Here is a 19,689-nt window from a genome sequence, read left to right as displayed (position 1 = left end):
ATATTAAATTTTAAATTTTTGACCACTATTATAAATACTCATTTCGAGGTTTTGGATCGAAATAAGATTGTTTTTTTTGAATTTTTTAATCCCTTTTGGATTTTTGACAACTATGACTTCACTTTCTCCAGTGATTTCAATCTCTTTATTTCGAACAATAATAGCGGTACTTTCGTCAATGCCAATCCCTATATGAGTAGGGAATTCTACCAAAGCAGACAGCAATCGATTGTAGCGGCTTCTTTTTAGAAAATGCTGATCAATAATCACATTTTTGATCAAGCCTAAGCCTTCGGTAGTTTCGAGATTATTGTGTCTGATATTGTCAAAAGTACCCGAATAGACGGTGTCTAATTTTTGATTTCCCGTAATCATATGTTCGCACATCACCGCTGCACCGGCACTTGTCCCTGAAATAGTACTTCCGTTTTGATAAGCTTGATGAATTGCCGTTTTTATCGGAGTATTACTTACAACATTCATGAATCGAGTTTGATCGCCACCACTTATAAAAATGAGTTTTGCTTTTTGAAGAGAGTCTGTCCATTTTTGATTAGTCGCCGTTTTTTTATCAAAATTCAGCATGACTATCGGATTTGAGGTTAGCTTCTTCAATTGATCTTTGAAGTAAATGTAGGCGCTATCGGGTTCTTCACTTGACATAGGCAGCACTACAATATAATCTTTTGGGTCTAATTTAGAAATAGAAAGCAAATGTGTCATTAATGTATCGGATCTGTTTCCACCACCGATAATAAATAGTTTTCCTTTTGGAGATTGAGCCTGAATAGAGGCAAAGGATAAAATGAGAATAATAATAAAATAGACTTTAGAAAGGAAAAATGATTTACTCATAATTTTTTTTAGATTTTATTAAATTAGTTTGACAGTTTATAATTTATTGAATAAAAATCGTCATTTTATGTAGGATTAACTTTAGTATTTGGCCAAAATACAATTTATTTTTGAAACAATACTTTCAATTTAAAAGCGAGCTTAGTTTTAAATTGTATTGAATGAAACTTAAACAATTTATATAATGAGTTGTTTTATAAAGCATGCTGGATCTATTTATGGTTAAAAAAATTAAGGGAAAAGCTAATTTGAAAATTTATGTCGGAAAATGTATTTTTAAGTTTATTTTTGAAAAATAACTAACCTTTAGATCAATATGAAAAAAACATTATTTTCTTTACTTTTTCTTCTGTTAGCTGTAGTATCAGTTAGTGCTCAGTTAAAAAGTCCCTCAGAATTTTTGCCTAATTATGGAAAACAAGTTAGCTACTATCATCAAGTTGAAGCTTATTTTAACCAACTAACAGAGCAATCAACCTCAATTAAAAAACAAAAATACGGTCAAACCTCAGAAGAACGAGATTTGAATGTTTATTATATTTCAACTCCTGAGAATCTGGCAAATTTAGATCAAATTAGAAATAATAATTTGGCAGCCATAGGATTATCCGACAAAAGAACAAAAACGGTAGGGGATAAAGTGATTGTTTGGTTGAGTTTTGATGTTCATGGTAATGAAATTGCAGGAACCGAAAGTGCGTTGACAGTTGCTTATGAGTTATTAAATCCGGCAAATCCGGAATCTAAAACTTGGTTAGAAAACACCATTGTCATTTTAGACCCATGTTTGAATCCAGATGGTTATGCAAGATATGGAAATTGGTTAAGAGAAATTTCAGGCAAAAGAACTCATCCGGAATTAAATGATAGAGAACATATGGAAGTTTGGCCCGGGGGCCGATACAATCATTATGTGTTTGACATGAATAGAGACTGGGCTTGGCAAACCCAAATAGAATCCCAACAACGTTTGGCATTATACAATGATTGGTTGCCACAAGTACATGTAGATGTGCATGAAATGGGCTATAATTCGCCTTATTTTTTTCCACCATCGGCGGAACCTTGGCATGAATATATTGAGAAATTTCAAAAGGATTTTCATAACATTTTAGGCGAAAAAATTTCTAAGAAATTTGATCAAGAAAATTGGTTGTACAATACGCGAGAACGTTTTGATATGTTTTACCCAAGTTATGGTGATACCTATCCTACTTATAATGGAGCGGTAGGAATGACTTTTGAACAAGGAGGAATAGGCGCCGGAAGAGAAGTTTTGTTAGAAAACGGCTCTCTTTTGACTATTCAAGAACGATTGACTCATCACGCTAAAGCCGTTTTGACTACCGTTGGTGCAGCTTCATCTGAAGCCGATAATTTAATTCAGGGTTTTAGAGGGTTTATGACTAATTCCAGAAAAACAATCAAAGGAAATTATAGAACCTACGTTTTAAAAAATAATCCAAAACTAGAACAGCTGGCGGATTTATTGAAAAAAAATCGTATCGAATTTGCTTATGCGGATGGCAATCAAAAGGCTTCTGGATTTAATTATCAAACCCAAAAAGATAAAAGTTTTTCTATTGAGCCAAATGATTTAATTATAAAAGTAGATCAACCAAAGGCTATTTTGACACAAGTTTTATTTGAACCGTACCAGAAATTAAACGATAGTTTATCTTATGATATTACCGCTTGGGCATTGCCATTGGCTTTTGGTGTTGAAGGATATGCTTTAAAAACCAGTCCGGCTTTAAAAACAAAAGCAACTATTGAAGCTGCTATTCAAAATACTCCTGAAAACGTATATGCTTTTCATATTCCTTGGAATAATCGAATTTCGGCACAAGTTTTAGCCTTGTTGCATCAAAAAAATATCAAAGTAAGATCAGCACTTAAAAAAGCAGTTTTTGGACAAATAACTGTAGAAGTGGGAGGACTAATTGTTAGTAAAGGTGATAATCCGAAAGTGGTTGATTTTGAGAAAAAGGTTTCGGAGATCATAAAAATAAAAAAGGATTATAATTTAATAACAACGGGTTATTCTGTAAATGGAAAAGATTTAGGAAGCGAAAATTTTAATTTGTTGAAAGCTCCTAAAATAGCATTATTATCAGGAAAAGGAGTTGGTTCTACCGAATTTGGTTCTGTTTGGTTTTATTTGGATGAAGTTGTAGGCTATCCGGTAAGTATTGTTGAAACCAGCAATTTCAATAGACTGAACTTAACAACATATAATACTTTGATTTTGGCTGATGGGAATTATGATTTTTCTAATGATCAACAAAAACGAATTGAAGATTGGATTAAAAACGGTGGTAAAGTGATTGCAATGAATAATGCTTTGAGTGTTTTTACAGATAAAGAGGGATATGCCTTGAGTCTTTTCGAATCTGAAGAAGATAAAAAAGCATCCGAAAAAGAAGTTAAAGACATCGAATTAAAAGAACGTTTTCTTGATTATGAAGGTACCGAGCGAAGAGCTATTTCATCTACTATTTCCGGTGCTATAATTGAAAATGTGTTGGATGTTACCCACCCGATGTCTTTTGGTTTAGGAGATAAATATTTCAGTTTAAAAACAGATGACAAACGTTATTCACTTCTGAAAAAGGCTTTAAATGTTGCTTATGTTCCAAAGGATTATAAGAGTTATGGTTTTATAGGGCATAATATTAAAAATAAATTGAGTAAAACGGTAAGTTTCGCAGTTGAGTCAAAAGAAAAAGGAAAAGTGATTTATATGATTGATAATCCTTTGTTTAGAGGTTTTTGGGAAAATGGAAATTTATTGTTTAGCAATGCTTTGTTTTTAGTGAACTAAGTTATAAAAAGCATTTTTTAATTAAAAAAGAGTCCGTCTGAAAAGTAGTTTTTAGACGGATTTTTTTGTGTTCCTATTTCGCCTTAACAACCAATTTTAAAATTGGATTAATTTTTAATTAAATTAAATATTTTTAATTATTATTTTTCAACATGTTAATATTTTTATAAATTTTTTAAGTATGTTTGTTAAGATTGTAACAATTTTAACAAGTATTAACTAATTTATTTATTATTTATGAAAAATAGTCTACTTAAAGGCTTGTTGGTTTTTCTAACGATGCTTTGTACTAGTTTGACCTATTCGCAAGAGGTGTCAGGTAGTGTATCGGATTCTAATGGTCCACTTCCTGGAGCCACTATTTTAGTAAAAGGAACTACTAATGGCACACAAACGGATATGGATGGCAAGTATAGGATCAAAAATGTTGGCTCAGATGCCGTTTTGATCTTTAGTTACATCGGGCTTAAAACTCAGGAATTAAATGTTGCTGGTAAAAGTATCGTTAATGTAATTTTAAAGGAAGATTCTGCAGAACTAAAAGAAGTTCTTGTCATTGGTTTTGGTAAACAATCCAAGCGAAAAGTAACGGATAATATTGCGTCTATTTCTGCGGGTCAAATTGGTGAAATTCCAGTACCAAGTTTGCAAAGCGCACTTACTGCTAAGGCGGCAGGTGTTCAAATAACTCAAATAAATGGAAAGGTAGAAGGCGGTGTAAAAGTGAGAATTAGAGGAGTTTCTAGTATTTCTTCCTCTCAGGAGCCTTTATATGTAATAGATGGATTGCCGTTGATAAATGATAACGAGAGTGTGTCATCGGCACCTATTAACCCACTGATATCATTAAATCCTAATGATGTTGAATCGGTAGAAATATTAAAAGATGCTTCCTCTGCGGCCATTTACGGTGCCCGCGGAACAAATGGAGTTGTTTTAATTACGACTAAGCAAGGAAAATCAGGAAAAACAAAAATCTCTTTGAATACGTCTACAGGATGGAGCCAAGCGACCCATAAAATGAGCTGGTTAAATGCAGCACAATATGCTGAACTTTATACCGAAGCATCTGCTTATAGATATGGAGCAGATGATTTATGGTTGACAGAGCCAGGAGGATTATTTGATGGCTATGCTAATGGAAAAGATTGGAGAACGGGAGAAGTAGATACTGACTGGCAGGATTTGGCCTTGGTAAAAGGTTCTGTTCAAGACCATAACTTTTCTGTATCAGGAGGGGATAGCAAAACGGTATTCTTTCTTTCCGGAGGTTATAACAATACTGAGGGAATTGTTAGAGGGAACAATATGGATCGTTACTCTTATAGAGGGAATTTAGATCATAAAGTTTCTGATAAATTAAGAGTGGGGCTAAATACAAGTTTGAGTAAAACAAGAATAACAAGAATAGGCTCAGATAATTCTTTCGCAACACCTTTACAGGCAGTTGCACAAACTCCATTAGCTCCAGCTTATCTTGATGATGGAGTTACACCAAATAATGATACTACTTTGTATTATAATTTTTTAATGCAACAATTTAATGGAAATTGGGATGCAAATATTTTTAGAACTTTAATGAATTCTTATGTAGAATTAAAAATTTTACCAGAATTGAGTTTTAGAACAGAACTAGGATATGACAACAATAATCAAACAGAAGAATATTTCGCAGGTAGTTTAACGGAATCCGCTTCTACTAATGGTTATGCAGATGCGAATGCAATTCAGTCAGATAAGTATAGTATAAATAATTATTTCACTTTTAGTAAAAATTTTAAAGAGGATTATAATTTAGAATTTGTTGGAGGAATGAGTTTTGAAGAAAGTACTCGAAAAAGACAATTTGTAGCTGGAATAGGTTTTCCATCAGATGCGCTGCAAACTGTAGAAAGTGCCTCCGAAATTACAGAAGGATCTTCGAGCAGAACGAAGTATAATTTCCTTTCCTATTTTGGAAGAGCTACTTTTTCCATTATGGACAAATATCTCTTAAAAGGAAGTTTGCGTTATGATGGTTCTTCTCGATTTGGAGCCTCAAATCGATATGGAGTATTCCCGGCAGCTTCTGTGGGCTGGATTATTTCGCAAGAAGATTTTTTGAAGGATAACGAAGTTGTTAGCTTATTGAAATTGAGAGGAAGTTTTGGAGTTACAGGAAATGCAGGTATCGGAAACTTTGCAAGTTTAGGTCTTTTTGGCGGATCATCTTATAACAAACAGTCAGCTATAAATCCTTCTCAATTGGTTAATCAGGATTTAAAATGGGAAAAAACGAATCAATTTGATGCCGGTATCGATTTTGGATTTTTAGATAACAGAGTGACCGGTGAAATTGATTATTATGTTAAAAAGACAAACGATCTTTTATTGAATGAGCCTTTGCCAGGTACTTCTGGCTGGAGTTCTTTAACGCGTAACGTAGGATCTTTGACAAATAAAGGTTTTGAATTTGTATTAAATACAACCAATATTAAAACAGCTAATCTAAGTTGGAAAACATCATTAAATTTATCTACTTTAGATAATAAGGTGACATCTTTGCCTGGCGGTGATATAGTGGCTGGGCAAAATATAGTTAGAGTAGGAGAAACTATTTCATCTTTTTATTTAGTAGAGTATGCAGGTGTTGATCCAGCAAATGGGAATGCTTTATTTTATAAAAATACTTTACAAGCTGATGGTTCTTTAGATAAAACAACTACAAACAACTACAGCGAAGCACAAAGAATCATTTCAGGAAGTCCTTATCCTACGCTTATGACTGGAATGACGAATACGCTAATGTTTAAGAATTTTGATTTTTCTTTTACTTTTCAAGGAGAATGGGGAGCTTATATCTATAATGAAGCGGGTAAATTTCAATCGAGCAATGCCCGATATAGAGATAACCAAACTACAGATCAGATGAACAGATGGCAAAAACCAGGTGATATCACTAATGTTCCTCAAGCTAGATGGGGTCGTAGTAATGGCGAGCAAGCGTCGACACGTTATTTAGATAAAACTGATTTTGTTCGTTTAAGAAATTTATCTTTAGGTTATACACTTCCTAAAACACTAACTCAAAAATTATCTGTAGATAGAGCTCGATTATATTTAACAGGAGTTAATCTTCTTACGTTTACGAACTATAAGGGCTACGATCCGGAATCATCTTACGACAATAATGGGGATTCAAATATTCAAAAAGGGATTGCATTTTATTCTGCACCTCCTGCCAAAACGATAATTATCGGATTAAATATTGACCTTTAATAAAATCAGACATGAAAAAATATAACTATAAAATAATTTTAATATCCTTGCTTACTTTTTCTTTTGTGAGCTGTGATGATAATCTAACTATTACACCTGAACAAGCCATTACAACCGATATGGCTATCAAAACTCCATCAAATCTTAAGAAAATTTTGAATAGTGCCTATGGAGATGCTAGATCCAGTGCTCTCTATGGTGGAGGAATTGCTTTAGCTTCTGAATTAATTGCTAACGATGGAGATCTTTACTGGGATGGAACTTATATTCAACCAGGCCAATACGACGAAAAAGCAATATTGACGGATAATAGTTTTGTTGAAAGTATGTGGCTAAGAGCCTATAAAATTAGCAATCAGGCTAATATCATACTTGATAATTTAGCTGTGTTTACAGATGATACTGATAAGGATATAACCCAAGGAGAAGCAAAATTCCTTAGAGGTTTGGTCTATTTTGATTTAGCAAGACTATTCGCTAAGCCCTATGTTTCGGGTTCAGTAAACAGCCAGCTTGGAGTTCCTATTATGTTAGAACCTATTTTAGACCCTCACAAAATTACATTCCCTTCAAGGAACACTTTAGAAGAAGTTTACAATCAGGTAATTCTTGATTTAACGGATGCGTACAATTTGCTACCGGAAACAAATGGGATCTATGCAACAAAATATAGTGCAGCGGCACTTCTTGCCAGAGTTTATTTGCAAAAAGGAGATTATCTCAATGCCCGAAATATGGCCGATATCGTAATTAATGATAGTGGCACAACTTTAACGGCTACTTTTGCAAAAGCATTTAATAATCCAGAAAATTCAACCGAAGATTTATTTGCTTGGCAAGTAAGCAGTCAGGATGCGAGCGCAAATGATTTTAATGTATTTTGGGCGGGTGAAGATTTTGGAGGACGCTCAGGAAATCCGGATATTAGTATTGAAACCCAACATTGGGACATATATGATGATGCCGCTGACCAGAGAGCTGGTTTCTTCTATGAAGCCGATTATTGGTGTACAACGAAGTGGCAAAACCAATTTGCTAATATTCCTTTTTTGCGTTTAGCTGAAATGTATTTGATACGCGCAGAATCTAATTTTAGACTAGGAACTCTTATAGGACTTTCGCCTGTAGATGACATTAATATGTTGCGAGGACGTTCTGGTGCTAGTTTGTTTCTTAGCGTTGATTTAGCGACTATTTTAATGGAAAGAAAAAGAGAATTATCCTTTGAAGGATTTGCCTTATTTGATGCAAAACGATTAAGACAAAATATTGGATCGATTCCTTATAATGCTAATAATTTAGTTTTACCTATTCCGTTAAGAGAAATGGATGTAAATAAAAACTTAGTTCAAAACGACGGATATAAATAGAATCATTCCGTTTAATTTTTAATAAAAAGGAGTTATATGTAAAAATATAGCTCCTTTTTTTTTAAATATAAACTAATTAGACAATAATTACAAATTAATTTAGAGTTATTTTGTTGATATTAAATAAGTTATATGTGTTGTTGTTAGCGTGCGAAATTTCATTATTTTTAAAGAAAATATTTGCCATGCTAGTAAAAGTTTTTGGAAGCGCAGTTTTTGGTGTAGAGGCTACAACAATTACAGTCGAAGTAAATATTGATAAAGGAATTGGCTATCATTTAGTTGGTTTACCCGATAATGCAATCAAAGAAAGCAGTTATAGAATAGCGGCAGCGCTAAAAAATAATGGCTATGCCATGCCGGGCAAAAAGATTACCATAAATATGGCTCCAGCCGATTTACGAAAAGAAGGCTCTGCTTATGATTTGACTTTGGCGATTGGGATTCTAGTTGCTTCAGGACAGATAGATGCCGATGAGGTTGATAAATACATCATTATGGGCGAGCTTTCACTAGACGGAAGTTTACAACCCATAAGAGGGGCATTGCCCATTGCAATAAAAGCAAAAGAGGAAGGTTTTAAAGGTTTTTTTCTACCCATCCAAAATGTGAAAGAAGCCGCAATTGTTGCAGGTTTAGATGTTTATGGTGTCGAAAATATTCAAGATGTAATTGATTTCTTTGAGGGTAAAGGCACTTTAGAGCCTACAACAATCGATACTCGAGCCGAATTTTATAAAGATTTAGATTTCCCCGAATTTGATTTTTCGGATGTCAAAGGGCAGGAGGGAATCAAACGCTGTATGGAAATTGCAGCAGCGGGTGGTCATAATATTATATTGATTGGTCCTCCAGGAGCTGGAAAAACAATGCTTGCCAAACGTTTACCCAGTATTTTGCCTCCCATGACCTTGAGAGAAGCGCTAGAAACTACCAAAATACATAGCGTGGCCGGAAAGCTCAAAGAAGTAGGATTAATGAACCAGCGTCCGTTTCGTAGTCCTCATCATACAATTTCGAATGTAGCACTAGTCGGGGGCGGGAGTTATCCACAGCCAGGAGAAATTTCAATGGCTCATAACGGTGTTTTGTTTTTAGATGAGTTGCCGGAATTTAAGCGGGATGTTCTCGAAGTGATGCGCCAGCCACTTGAAGATAGAGAAGTGACCATTTCGAGAGCCAAATTTACGGTGACTTATCCATCGTCTTTTATGTTGGTAGCGAGCATGAATCCAAGTCCGAGTGGCTTTTTTAATGATCCTGATTCACCCCAAACTTCTTCTCCTCACGAAATGCAACGTTATTTGAGTAAAATTTCGGGACCTTTACTGGACCGAATAGACATTCATATTGAAGTTACTCCGGTTCCTTTCGAAAAATTGTCTGAGGATAGAAAAGCGGAGAGTAGCGTGGATATAAGAAAAAGAGTTATAGCCGCGCGCGAAGCCCAATCGGATCGATTTGCGCAAATGGAAAACATACATTACAATGCCCAGATGAACACCAAGCATATCAGGGAATATTGCGCTCTTGATGATGCTTCCAAAGAATTGTTAAAAACCGCGATGGAAAGATTGAATCTTTCTGCTCGGGCCTACGATAGAATATTAAAAGTTGCCCGCACGATTGCTGATCTTGATGCGGCTCCAAAAGTGGTTTCTTCCCATATTGCCGAAGCCATTCAATATCGCAGTTTAGATCGAGAGGGTTGGTTAGGTTAATTTCAGATTTTAGATTAACACCCTAATAGGTGTAGCTCCCGATAAATCGATATTTTTTTAATATTGAGCTACACCAAATCTGCGATTTACAATCGATAATCTTCATTAAAAAACACAATTATTTAGCAGAGCGTCTGTCATTATTGGAATTTGGACGTCTAGGACCAAAGCTGTTATTTCCACTTCTGCTCGAGTTTTCAGTTTTTGGTTTTTTTGGTATCGAATTGCGTTGTGGTCTACCTTGTCCTTGTTTAATAGGTTGAGTAGATGCTTTTGGGTCTGGCTCAAAACCTGCAATATTTTCTGTTGGCAATTTGATTCCAATCAATTTTTCTATATCGCGTAAAAAAGTAGTCTCGTCTGGGCTAAATAAAGATATAGCTTCTCCATTTGCGCCTGCTCTTCCTGTTCTACCAATGCGGTGAACATAATCTTCTGGAATATTAGGCAATTCAAAATTTACAACATGTGGTAACAATGGGATATCCAAACCACGAGCTGCAATATCAGTAGCGACTAAAGCGGTTAGACTTCCGTCTTTAAAACCGGCCAAAGCTTTGGTACGTGCACCTTGACCTTTATTACCGTGAATGGCAGCTGCTTTAATACCGGAACTAATCATGCTTTCACACAGTTTGTTGGCCCCTTGTTTGGTACGTGTAAAAACCAAAATTTGTTTCCAGTTTCCTTCGGAAATAAGTTTAATTATTAATTCGGTTTTTTTCTCTTTTGCTACTGGATATACTTTTTGAACAATAGCATCAACAGTTGTGTTTTCTGGTGTTGCTTCAACATAAACAGGATGATGCAAAATACCCATTGCCAATTTCTTAATATCTTTTGAAAAGGTTGCCGAAAATAGTAAGTTTTGCCTTCTTGTAGGTAACACTTTCAGGATACGCTCAATATCACGTAAAAAACCCATGTCTAGCATACGGTCTGCTTCATCTAAAACTAAGATTTCTACTTTTGAAAGAGAAATCAAACCTTGATTTTGCAAATCGATTAATCGACCGGGAGTCGCTACTAAAATATCGACACCTTGTCGTAGTTGAGCTACTTGTGGTTTTTGATTTACACCTCCAAAAATAACTGCTGAACGTAAATCTAAAAATTCACTGTATTCTTTTATATTGGCGAGTATCTGAGCTGCTAGTTCTCGTGTTGGGGTAAGTATTAAGGCACGAATAGGTCTGTGGCTTAAGTTTTTTCCTTGTGATAAAATCTGTAATATAGGCAGTGTAAAACCGGCTGTTTTTCCTGTACCTGTTTGTGCAGATGCTAATACATCTTTACCTTCTAAAATAGGTGGAATTGCTTTTTGTTGTATTGGAGAAGGGGTTGTGTACCCTTTTTTGCTGATGGCTTTTAATAAAGCATCAGATAAGCCTAATGAGTTGAATGACATAAATAGTGTTTAGGAAGCAAACACTATTATTTAGCGCACTTCTTTAAGTTGGTGCAAAGATACGGCTTATTTTGCCGTTGTTTAAATAATTATGCTACTTCGTTTTCTATCACAATTCAGCAAAAGTATTTCCTTGTTTGATGTCACCGGTTTTATAGCCTTTCATAAACCAATATTTTCTTTGTTCCGAAGTTCCATGGGTAAAGGATTCCGGAACAATATGGCCTTGCATTTTAGATTGGATAGCATCATCACCTACGGCATGGGCAGCACTTAGCGCTTCATCAAGATCACCTTCTTCTAGCATATTGTTCATTTGCTGGTTGTAATGCGTCCAAACTCCGGCATAAAAATCGGCTTGTAACTCTAAAGCAACGGATAATTTATTGGCTTCAGCCTTACTTTTTCCCTGTTGTAGCTGTCTCATTTTATCAGAAGTACCCAATAAAGTTTGTACGTGGTGACCAATCTCATGGGCAATAACATAAGCAGTTGCAAAATCGCCGCCTTGAGCTCCAAATCTAGTTTTTAGCTCTTCAAAAAAAGCCAAATCCATATATACTTTTTGATCGCCAGGGCAATAAAAAGGTCCCGAGGCAGAGGTAGCGTTTCCGCAGGCAGTTTCCGTAGCACCTTCAAATAGCCGTATGATTGGTTTTTTATAAGTTAATCCATTTTCTGAGAATATTTTACTCCAGACATCTTCGTTGTCGGCAAGCAATGTTTTTACGAATGCTTGTTCTTCCAGTTCTTTGGTAGTCAAATCTCGTTGTTCTGTAGGAGCACCTTGTCCTTGATTCATTTGTTCTAATATGGGAGTTAACATTTGGGCATTTTCTCCACCAAACATGTTCAATAATAGAATGATAATTCCTATTATTCCTCCACCTATAATTGTTTTTCCTCCTGAGGACATTCCTCTTCTGTCTTCAACATTATCGCTTTGTCTTCTGCCTTGCCATTTCATAGTGTTCGAATTTTTGGTTCAATTGTACTAAATTAAATAATAATTCTAAGTGAAACGTCTATTTTTTAAAATAAACTAATTTAGCCATTTATTAATGGTTTCTTCGATTATTCCTTTTATGATTGGTTTTGAAATATAATCATCCATTCCGGCATCAATGCATTTGTTTCTTTCTTCTTTTTCGGCACCGGCTGTTATTGCTATGATAGGAATTTTTCGACCTGATTCTAGATTTCTGATTTCTCTGGTGGCTTGATAGCCGTTCATTATTGGCATTTGAATATCCATGAAAACTATATCGGGTTTTATGGTTTCAAAATGAGTAACTGCATCCTGACCATTTTTTACTTCTGAAATTATAGCGCCCGAAAGTAGTTTTTTGATTATTGTCTTTAACAATAACATATTGATTTTATTGTCCTCAACGAGCATTACTTTTATTTTTTTGGAGATAAGCTCTTCTTTAATTTTAATACCATCATTAACCAGAAGAATGTCAATTTGTGCTGGATCTTCTGAAATTTGATTGCTGATTTCTAAGTCTAAATCAAAATAAAAACAACTACCTTTTTTAATCGTACTTTTTAATTGCAATTGGCTGTTCATTAAACCCAATAACTGATTTGAGATAGTCAATCCTAATCCTGTTCCTCCATATTTTCGGGTAGTAGAGTTGTCCTCTTGGGAAAATGCTTTGAATATTTTTTTCTGGTTTTCTTCAAGTATACCAATACCGGAATCAATTACAGCAAAGCGCACTCTGGCATGAGAATCATCAATTTTTTCAAGAATTGAAACATTCAATTTGACCGAACCTTTATCTGTAAATTTTATGGCATTAGATAAAAGGTTAATCAGAATTTGTTTTAAACGAACAATATCTGCCCAAGCATAGATTGGAACTTCTGGGGCTAAATTGATTTCTAAAGTAAGTTGTTTTTGAATTGATGCAAACAATACCAAATCGATAGATTGATTTACGATTTCCTTAATTTCATGTTTCTCAATGTTCAAATCAAGTTTTCCGGCTTCAATTTTAGAAAAATCCAAGATGTCATTCAATATCTCTAAAAGAGATTGTGCCGATTGATTTACCGTTTGCATGTGTTTTTTTTGAATGTCTTCTAGCTTGGTTTTCATCAATAAATGCGTAAAGCCAATGATTCCGTTTAATGGAGTCCTAATTTCATGGCTCATATTAGCCAAAAATTCGGATTTGGCTTTATTGGCCGCTTCGGCGACTTCTTTTTCCTTTATGGCGTTTTCGGTTTGTTTTCTCTTTGTAATGTCAATGTAAATACCTTCAATATAAGCAATTTGCCCGTCTTTATAGATCACTTCTCCAAATTCTTCAACCCAGGCAATTTCCTGGTTTCTGCGCTTAATTTTATATATTGAATGGATGGGTCTGCCATTTTCTATGGCATTTATTTGGTCTCGAATAATGTGGTCTCGGTCTTCTGAATGTATCAAGTCCATAAACCTCAAATTATTGGAGAGAAAATCTGATTTTGGGTAGCCTGTTAGTTTTTCAATTTCATCATTGATGTAAATTTTAGTAGCATCATCATCATATTTTGCTAAATAGACAGTTCCGGGAATATTATTGGCTAATAATCTAAATTTTTCTTCACTTTCATAAACAGCGGCTTCGTTTACAATTCGTTCTATTGAAGAGGCAATATTTCGGGCCAAAGTATGTAAAATATTGATTTCGTCTTCTGACCAATTTCTTTGTTCTAGTGTATCATCAAAACCTAAAAATCCGTGAAATTTGTTTTTTACAAAAATGGGGAAAAGGATTAACGACTTGACATCTAAATTTAAAAGCTTGGTTTTTAAAGTATCGTTTTCAATTTCAGATACCGTAACTATATAGATTTCATTATTCAATAAGGGATCTAGCAGTTCTTCAAAATAAGTATAGGGTAAGTTTTGAAGTTTTGGGTTTGTAGGGGTTAATGTGTCATTGTCAAAAAACCATCTGTATTTTTGACTGATTGATTCGGTATCTGAATCTTTTTCATAGTAATAAACTCGATTGGATCTAGTAGCTTTTCCCATAATTATAAGTACATCCGAAAAAATAGCGCTGATATCCTTATTATTCAAGAATTTTTCGGTGCACAATGTCATGGCAGACAAAAGTTCACTTTTGTATTCTAATTTTTTTTCAGTTTCATATCTCATGTTAGTGATAATGGTCATTGAAATAATGTCTGAAACCGATCTGGAAAAATTTATATCTTCATTGTCCCAATGTTTTATTTTGTCAATAACTTCAAAACAAACAATTCCTTTTAGTTCTCCACCAATAAGTACTGGGTTTTCTAGAATCGAAAGAATTTTATTTTTAATGATGTAATCATTATATAGTTTTCTCGAGTATATTTTTTGTGAAATTAGATTTGATTGAATATCAGAAGCTACAATTTGTATTTTACTTTCAATAGTTGAAAAATAGTCAGGGTAATCTTTTTTTGACAGTTCGTAACCCTTTTCAAATTGTTTGTTTTTCAAATTATACAATTGCTCGCAACATATTTTATCTGGGAAATATTCCCAATAACTCACTCGATCGGCGCCAATTGCTTTTGCAGAAATTTCTAAAATAGCTTTTATTTTAGATTCTAAAGTTTCAGTATGAGAGTAACTTTTTACTGTAAATCCTTTTAAGGCATTAGTGTATTTTTTGTTTTTTAGTTGCCTTTCTGTTTTTTCTTTTTCAATATTTTTCAGGTAGGTAATATCTCTTGCAATCCCTGAATAACCAACTGTTTTGCCGTAATCGTTTCTGTGAATTATTACTTTTTGCGAAATCCATATGGTTTCCCGATTCTTTTTCAATATTGGAATTTCAACCAGAGGAAATTCATAATCTATATCTTTAAAATTTAGGTATATCGGAATTATTTTATCTCGAAAGTCTTTTCTTATAAAAAAGGAATAATGTTTGGTTTGAATCTCCTCTTTATTATATCCCAAAGTTTTTAATATGAAATCGTTGGCAAATGTAAGATTGCCTTCAGAATCAGTTTCATAAATGAAATCGGTTGCGGTTTGAATTAAATCTTTATATTGATTGTGAATTTGAATTTCATTTGTAACATCTTGTCCAATTCCTAAAATTAAATCGTCAGAAAATTTTTTGTTATTCCATTGAATAAATTTATGTTCCCCGTTCTTGCATCTTACTTTTTGTGTGATTATCGTATTATTTTTAATACTCTGATTATATTCAGCTATAGTATTTTTTTGATTTTCTATTGTTTTCAAATAGCCCAGTCCCATGACTTCATCGATTGAATAGCCTAAAATTGACTCTATAGTTTCACTACAAAATACGACTTCACGATTTTTATTGGTAGCGATAACCAGTGAGTTTCCTTTATTTATGATTTGATTGTTAAAAAGAAATTTGTCATTAATTTCAGATGTTGACATGTGTCTTATATAGTTAATTCCTACAACGATTAAAGTATAATTGAATATTAATGCGATTGACTTTGTAGGAACTAATTGAAATAGGATAAGGAAAATCAAATAGATAAAAGCAGAAGAAACAAAAATCCAGTATATTTTTATGGGTTTTAATATATTATAAGAAAAGAAAATGAACAAGAGAAAAGCTATAATTGGTATTCCGTCAAAGGGTGAGAAAATTAAATTTCGAGACACGTAGAAAAATGAAATCAGAAATACAAAACGAAATATTTTTTCTATGTGACTAAATACAAATAATGATTTTTTGCTGATAAAATTGACCGTGATTAGAATTGTTCCAATAGCAAGATTATTTATAAATAAACTCTTAGGTCTTACTTTAAAAATTTCGAAAGTGATTTCTAAGATTAAAACTACTGTTCCTATTAGTAAAAAATAAAGTTGGTATTCTTTATTCTTTGATTTTTCATTGGCGTAATTATCTATAAATTTGTTGCCTAAGCTATATTTTATTTTATGAAATTTAAAAATCAATAAAAAAATAAAAAAATAGATAAAAGGAATTATAGTACTAAATTGATTTTCACTAATTGAAAAAGTATCTATTAATTGGTAGGATTTTGTAAACAAAGTAGTACTATAAGCGCTAAAACTAATAAAATCTGAAAGAAGAATCAATAAAAATTCATTGTTCAATACCATAAAAAAACGCTTAGGTTAAAAGAGCTGATTTGGGAAATCTACCTTTAGAAAAATAGTAGAAAAATAGTACTTTATTTCATATAAAAAAAGCCTTAATATAAAATATATTAAGGCTTTAGTTTTTTTTACAATCAGTTTTCTAAATTTCTGATTCTGAATCAAATCCAATAATCTCATTATATATTGTATAGTACATGGAATAGAGGAAAGGAAAGGTAAAAAAGACACCAATACAACATCCAATAAAACCTACTAATGCACCGATTATTCCAATAATTATAAGGGCAAGAAGTGCCAATGGTTTTTTGGAAACGATTATAATACTTGCCTTAATAGCGGGAATTGCTTTTAATTTTCCAAAAACAATAAGTGGTACGGTTAAAAAGGTAAGAAAAGGAATCAATAAGGCTAAAATCCCTCCTATAATAGGATATCCGCTGGTTTCAATTAATAGTGCTATAATTGCGTTGATCAATAAGATTAAAAATGTGGCAGCAAATATTTCTTTGATATAAGGCGATTTGTAATATTCGAACATGGTCGAAACATGAAACTCGATATCTTTTTTGGCGCATTCAGCCATTTTATAAAAACCTGCAAGAAATGGTGCTAGAAGAATAGAAAGCAACATATTACTTCCAATATAAATCAATAAAGGAGTTCCGGTTAAATTTTCGGGGCTGTAAAGTTTGATATTTTCTGCAGTTATAGCCTCAATTCCGAAAAGAGAAATTAGTATTGTTGCAGCTATTAAGCCAAAGAAAATTATAAATACAAATAGCATTAAGCCAGCATAGACCGCAATCTTTTTATAATTTTCAAATGCACTGTTAATTATGGTATCAAAATTTATTTGGTATCCATTATTTCTTATTTCTTCAATTCGGTCAGTTATAGGTTTCATTATTAGATTGGTAAAATGTTATTGTTTAATTTTTTTTAAATAGATTTCCTTTAAAGAAATTCAGAAGCACTTTTTATGTTTGTTGTATCTTTCTTTTACAGCCATTTTAATATTTTTTGAATAGACTTTAATTTGTCTTTATAAGGAGCATAACGCATGGGCAGGTCAAGCCAATTTGCTTTTTTGACAATTCCTTTTTTATGCGAAAAGAGGTCAAAACTCAAACTGCCGTGATAAGCACCTATTCCGCTATGGCCTACGCCGCCAAAAGGCAGTCTGTTATTTGAAAAATGAATTACAGTGTCGTTGATACAGCCTCCGCCAAAAGAGTGATTTAGAATCATTTTATTAGCAAATGATTTGTTATCTGAAAAAACATATAACGATAATGGTTTTTCATATTTAGAAACGATGTTGTCAATTTCAGCTTCATTTTTGTAGCTTAATATAGGTAATAATGGTCCAAAAATCTCATCTTTCATTATCAAACTATCCAACTGTGGCTCATCGATGAGAGTAGGGGCGATGTATCGGCTTTCAATATTGGTTTTTCCTCCCAAAAGTACTTTTTCAGGCTCAATCATATTGGTTAATCGTTTCCAATTTTTGAGATCGATGATTCGGGCAAAATCTGGAGATTCTTCAGGATTTTCACCGTAAGCCAATGTTATTTCCTCTTTCAAATATTCAATGAATTTATTCTTCATGTCTTTTTGAATTAGGATGTAATCGGGAGCGATGCAGGTTTGTCCCGCATTTATAAATTTACCCCAAACGATTCTTTTGGCTGCCAGTTTTAAATTAGCAGTTTCATCAATAACACATGGGTTTTTTCCTCCTAGCTCCAAGGTTACCGGTGTTAGGTTTTCGGCAGCAGCTTTTGCAACTATTTTTCCCACTGCTACGCTTCCGGTAAAGAAAATATAATCCCAACGCTGCGAGAGTAAATTTTGAGATACTTCGGCACCGCCTTGTACCACTTCAACATGGTTTACGTGGAAGGTTTTTAGTATGATTTTGGCAATTATTGCGGAAGTTTTTGGAGTGAGTTCCGAGGGTTTAAGAACAACTTGATTTCCTGCGGAAACGGCTGCTATTAAAGGGCAAAGCGCTAATTGAAACGGATAATTCCAAGGAGCGATAATCAATACTTTGCCGTAAGCTTCTTTGTAAATAAAATCAGTTGATGGAAAATTGAGAATAGAGGGCAAAACTTTTTTTGGTTTTGCCCATTTATCCAAGTTTTTTATAGTGTCTTTTAATTCCGATATTATATAATTGGTCTCTGTTAGAACCGCTTCAAAAGCCGGTTTTTTGAAATCATCATACAAAGCCTTAATGATATCATTTTCATGAATTTGAATCTGATTAAGAAGCTTTATTAAAGTTTCTTTGCGGTATTCTAAATCGGTTCTATAATTCATGTTTTTTATTTTATAAGAATTATGGCAGTCTGAATTGGCATCAAATTACGTTTAATTTAAGATAAAATTATACTTTTTAAACGGCATTCCAAACAACCTCATTAGGAACTGCTGCAATTATTTCTAAACTTTCCTTTGAAACGGGATGGATAAAAACTAATTTTCGAGCGTGCAAATGGATGCCGCCGTCTGGATTGCTCCTGTCAAAGCCATATTTTAAGTCTCCTTTTATTGGGGAACCAATGGCCGATAATTGTGCTCTAATTTGATGGTGACGCCCAGTATGAAGATTGATTTCTAAAGCAAAATAATTATTGAGTTCCTTGAAAACTTTATAATCTAAGCTGGCTAATTTACTGTCAGGAACTTCTTTAAGATGCGCTTTAGAAGTATTATTTTTCTCATTTCTTTTCAGAAAATGAATCAGATTATCTTCGGATTTAGCGGGTTTGTTTTTTACAATCGCCCAATAGGTTTTTTGCGTTTCCCGATTTTTAAATAATTCGTTTAATCTGGTTAGCGCCTTGCTGGTTCTTGCAAAAACAACTATTCCAGTTGTAGGTCTATCTAATCTATGAACAACGCCAAGAAAAACCTCGCCGGGTTTATTGTATTTATCTTTAATATATTCTTTGACAATCTCGCTCAGCGGTTTATCACCCGTTTTATCGCCTTGTACAATATCCCCAACACGCTTGTTAACCACAATAATGTGATTGTCTTCATGAAGTACTTGGAGATTATTTTTGTTGGATGTTATTTTCAAAATGGACTTTTTTAGACTTCTTGGATTATTAGAATTTTAGAAAAAG

Annotated in this window: 11 protein-coding genes; 4 read left to right on the top strand and 7 right to left on the bottom strand. The window is 33.6% G+C overall.

What is annotated here, in order from left to right:
• Nucleotides 1-3: 3 nt before the first annotated feature.
• Entirely contained in the window at nt 4-855 is an 852-nt protein-coding gene (locus tag ACMDB5_RS12720) for a cyanophycinase (protein ID WP_413998635.1), read from the bottom strand.
• A gap of 316 nt (nt 856-1,171) precedes the next feature.
• Between ACMDB5_RS12720 and ACMDB5_RS12715 the strand changes: the two genes are divergently transcribed.
• From ACMDB5_RS12715 to ACMDB5_RS12700, 4 genes are all read left to right on the top strand, one after another.
• On the top strand, nt 1,172-3,679 hold the full coding sequence (locus ACMDB5_RS12715) for a M14 family zinc carboxypeptidase (protein ID WP_413998634.1): 2,508 nt from the start codon (nt 1,172-1,174) through the stop codon (nt 3,677-3,679).
• A 237-nt stretch (nt 3,680-3,916) separates the two neighbouring features.
• Nucleotides 3,917-6,937 carry a SusC/RagA family TonB-linked outer membrane protein gene (locus ACMDB5_RS12710; protein WP_413998633.1) on the top strand — a complete coding sequence of 1,007 codons (3,021 nt, stop codon included), beginning with the start codon at nt 3,917-3,919 and terminating at the stop codon, nt 6,935-6,937.
• An 11-nt stretch (nt 6,938-6,948) separates the two neighbouring features.
• Nucleotides 6,949-8,307, top strand: a complete 1,359-nt coding sequence (locus ACMDB5_RS12705; protein ID WP_413998632.1) for a RagB/SusD family nutrient uptake outer membrane protein — start codon at nt 6,949-6,951, stop codon at nt 8,305-8,307.
• Between the two features lie 185 nt (nt 8,308-8,492).
• Complete coding sequence (locus ACMDB5_RS12700; protein WP_413998631.1) at nt 8,493-10,028, top strand: YifB family Mg chelatase-like AAA ATPase; 1,536 nt, start codon at nt 8,493-8,495, stop codon at nt 10,026-10,028.
• A 118-nt stretch (nt 10,029-10,146) separates the two neighbouring features.
• On the opposite strand, the gene ACMDB5_RS12695 is transcribed toward ACMDB5_RS12700, so the two are convergent.
• The 6 genes from ACMDB5_RS12695 to ACMDB5_RS12670 all read right to left on the bottom strand — a co-directional run bounded on the left by ACMDB5_RS12695 (nt 10,147) and on the right by ACMDB5_RS12670 (nt 19,643).
• A complete protein-coding gene (locus tag ACMDB5_RS12695) occupies nt 10,147-11,436 on the bottom strand; it encodes a DEAD/DEAH box helicase (RefSeq protein WP_413998630.1) in 1,290 nt (429 codons plus the stop codon).
• Between the two features lie 109 nt (nt 11,437-11,545).
• Entirely contained in the window at nt 11,546-12,403 is an 858-nt protein-coding gene (locus tag ACMDB5_RS12690; protein ID WP_413998629.1) for a neutral zinc metallopeptidase, read from the bottom strand.
• Nucleotides 12,404-12,478: 75 nt separating this feature from the next.
• A complete protein-coding gene (locus ACMDB5_RS12685) occupies nt 12,479-16,549 on the bottom strand; it encodes a PAS domain S-box protein (protein ID WP_413998628.1) in 4,071 nt (1,356 codons plus the stop codon).
• Between the two features lie 139 nt (nt 16,550-16,688).
• Entirely contained in the window at nt 16,689-17,453 is a 765-nt protein-coding gene (locus ACMDB5_RS12680; RefSeq protein WP_413998627.1) for a hypothetical protein, read from the bottom strand.
• A 95-nt stretch (nt 17,454-17,548) separates the two neighbouring features.
• Complete coding sequence (locus ACMDB5_RS12675; RefSeq protein ID WP_413998626.1) at nt 17,549-18,877, bottom strand: aldehyde dehydrogenase; 1,329 nt, start codon at nt 18,875-18,877, stop codon at nt 17,549-17,551.
• A gap of 76 nt (nt 18,878-18,953) precedes the next feature.
• Nucleotides 18,954-19,643 (bottom strand): RluA family pseudouridine synthase, encoded by a 690-nt coding sequence (locus ACMDB5_RS12670; protein WP_413998625.1) that lies wholly within the window; start codon nt 19,641-19,643, stop codon nt 18,954-18,956.
• Nucleotides 19,644-19,689 lie beyond the last annotated feature (46 nt).

Origin of the sequence: Flavobacterium sp. W1B, assembly GCF_047344965.1 — a bacterium.
Classification (GTDB): Bacteria; Bacteroidota; Bacteroidia; order Flavobacteriales; family Flavobacteriaceae; genus Flavobacterium.
This window is presented reverse-complemented; position numbering and strand designations above follow the sequence as displayed.

What these genes read in the sequence shown, in the direction of transcription:
- ACMDB5_RS12710 (WP_413998633.1), top strand. Translation starts at nt 3,917, where the DNA reads ATGAAAAATAGTCTACTTAAAGGCTTGTTGGTTTTTCTAACGATGCTT.
- ACMDB5_RS12685 (WP_413998628.1), bottom strand. Translation starts at nt 16,549, where the DNA reads ATGGTATTGAACAATGAATTTTTATTGATTCTTCTTTCAGATTTTATT.
- ACMDB5_RS12695 (WP_413998630.1), bottom strand. Translation starts at nt 11,436, where the DNA reads ATGTCATTCAACTCATTAGGCTTATCTGATGCTTTATTAAAAGCCATC.
- ACMDB5_RS12690 (WP_413998629.1), bottom strand. Translation starts at nt 12,403, where the DNA reads ATGAAATGGCAAGGCAGAAGACAAAGCGATAATGTTGAAGACAGAAGA.
- ACMDB5_RS12715 (WP_413998634.1), top strand. Translation starts at nt 1,172, where the DNA reads ATGAAAAAAACATTATTTTCTTTACTTTTTCTTCTGTTAGCTGTAGTA.
- ACMDB5_RS12675 (WP_413998626.1), bottom strand. Translation starts at nt 18,877, where the DNA reads ATGAATTATAGAACCGATTTAGAATACCGCAAAGAAACTTTAATAAAG.
- ACMDB5_RS12705 (WP_413998632.1), top strand. Translation starts at nt 6,949, where the DNA reads ATGAAAAAATATAACTATAAAATAATTTTAATATCCTTGCTTACTTTT.
- ACMDB5_RS12680 (WP_413998627.1), bottom strand. Translation starts at nt 17,453, where the DNA reads ATGAAACCTATAACTGACCGAATTGAAGAAATAAGAAATAATGGATAC.
- ACMDB5_RS12700 (WP_413998631.1), top strand. Translation starts at nt 8,493, where the DNA reads ATGCTAGTAAAAGTTTTTGGAAGCGCAGTTTTTGGTGTAGAGGCTACA.
- ACMDB5_RS12720 (WP_413998635.1), bottom strand. Translation starts at nt 855, where the DNA reads ATGAGTAAATCATTTTTCCTTTCTAAAGTCTATTTTATTATTATTCTC.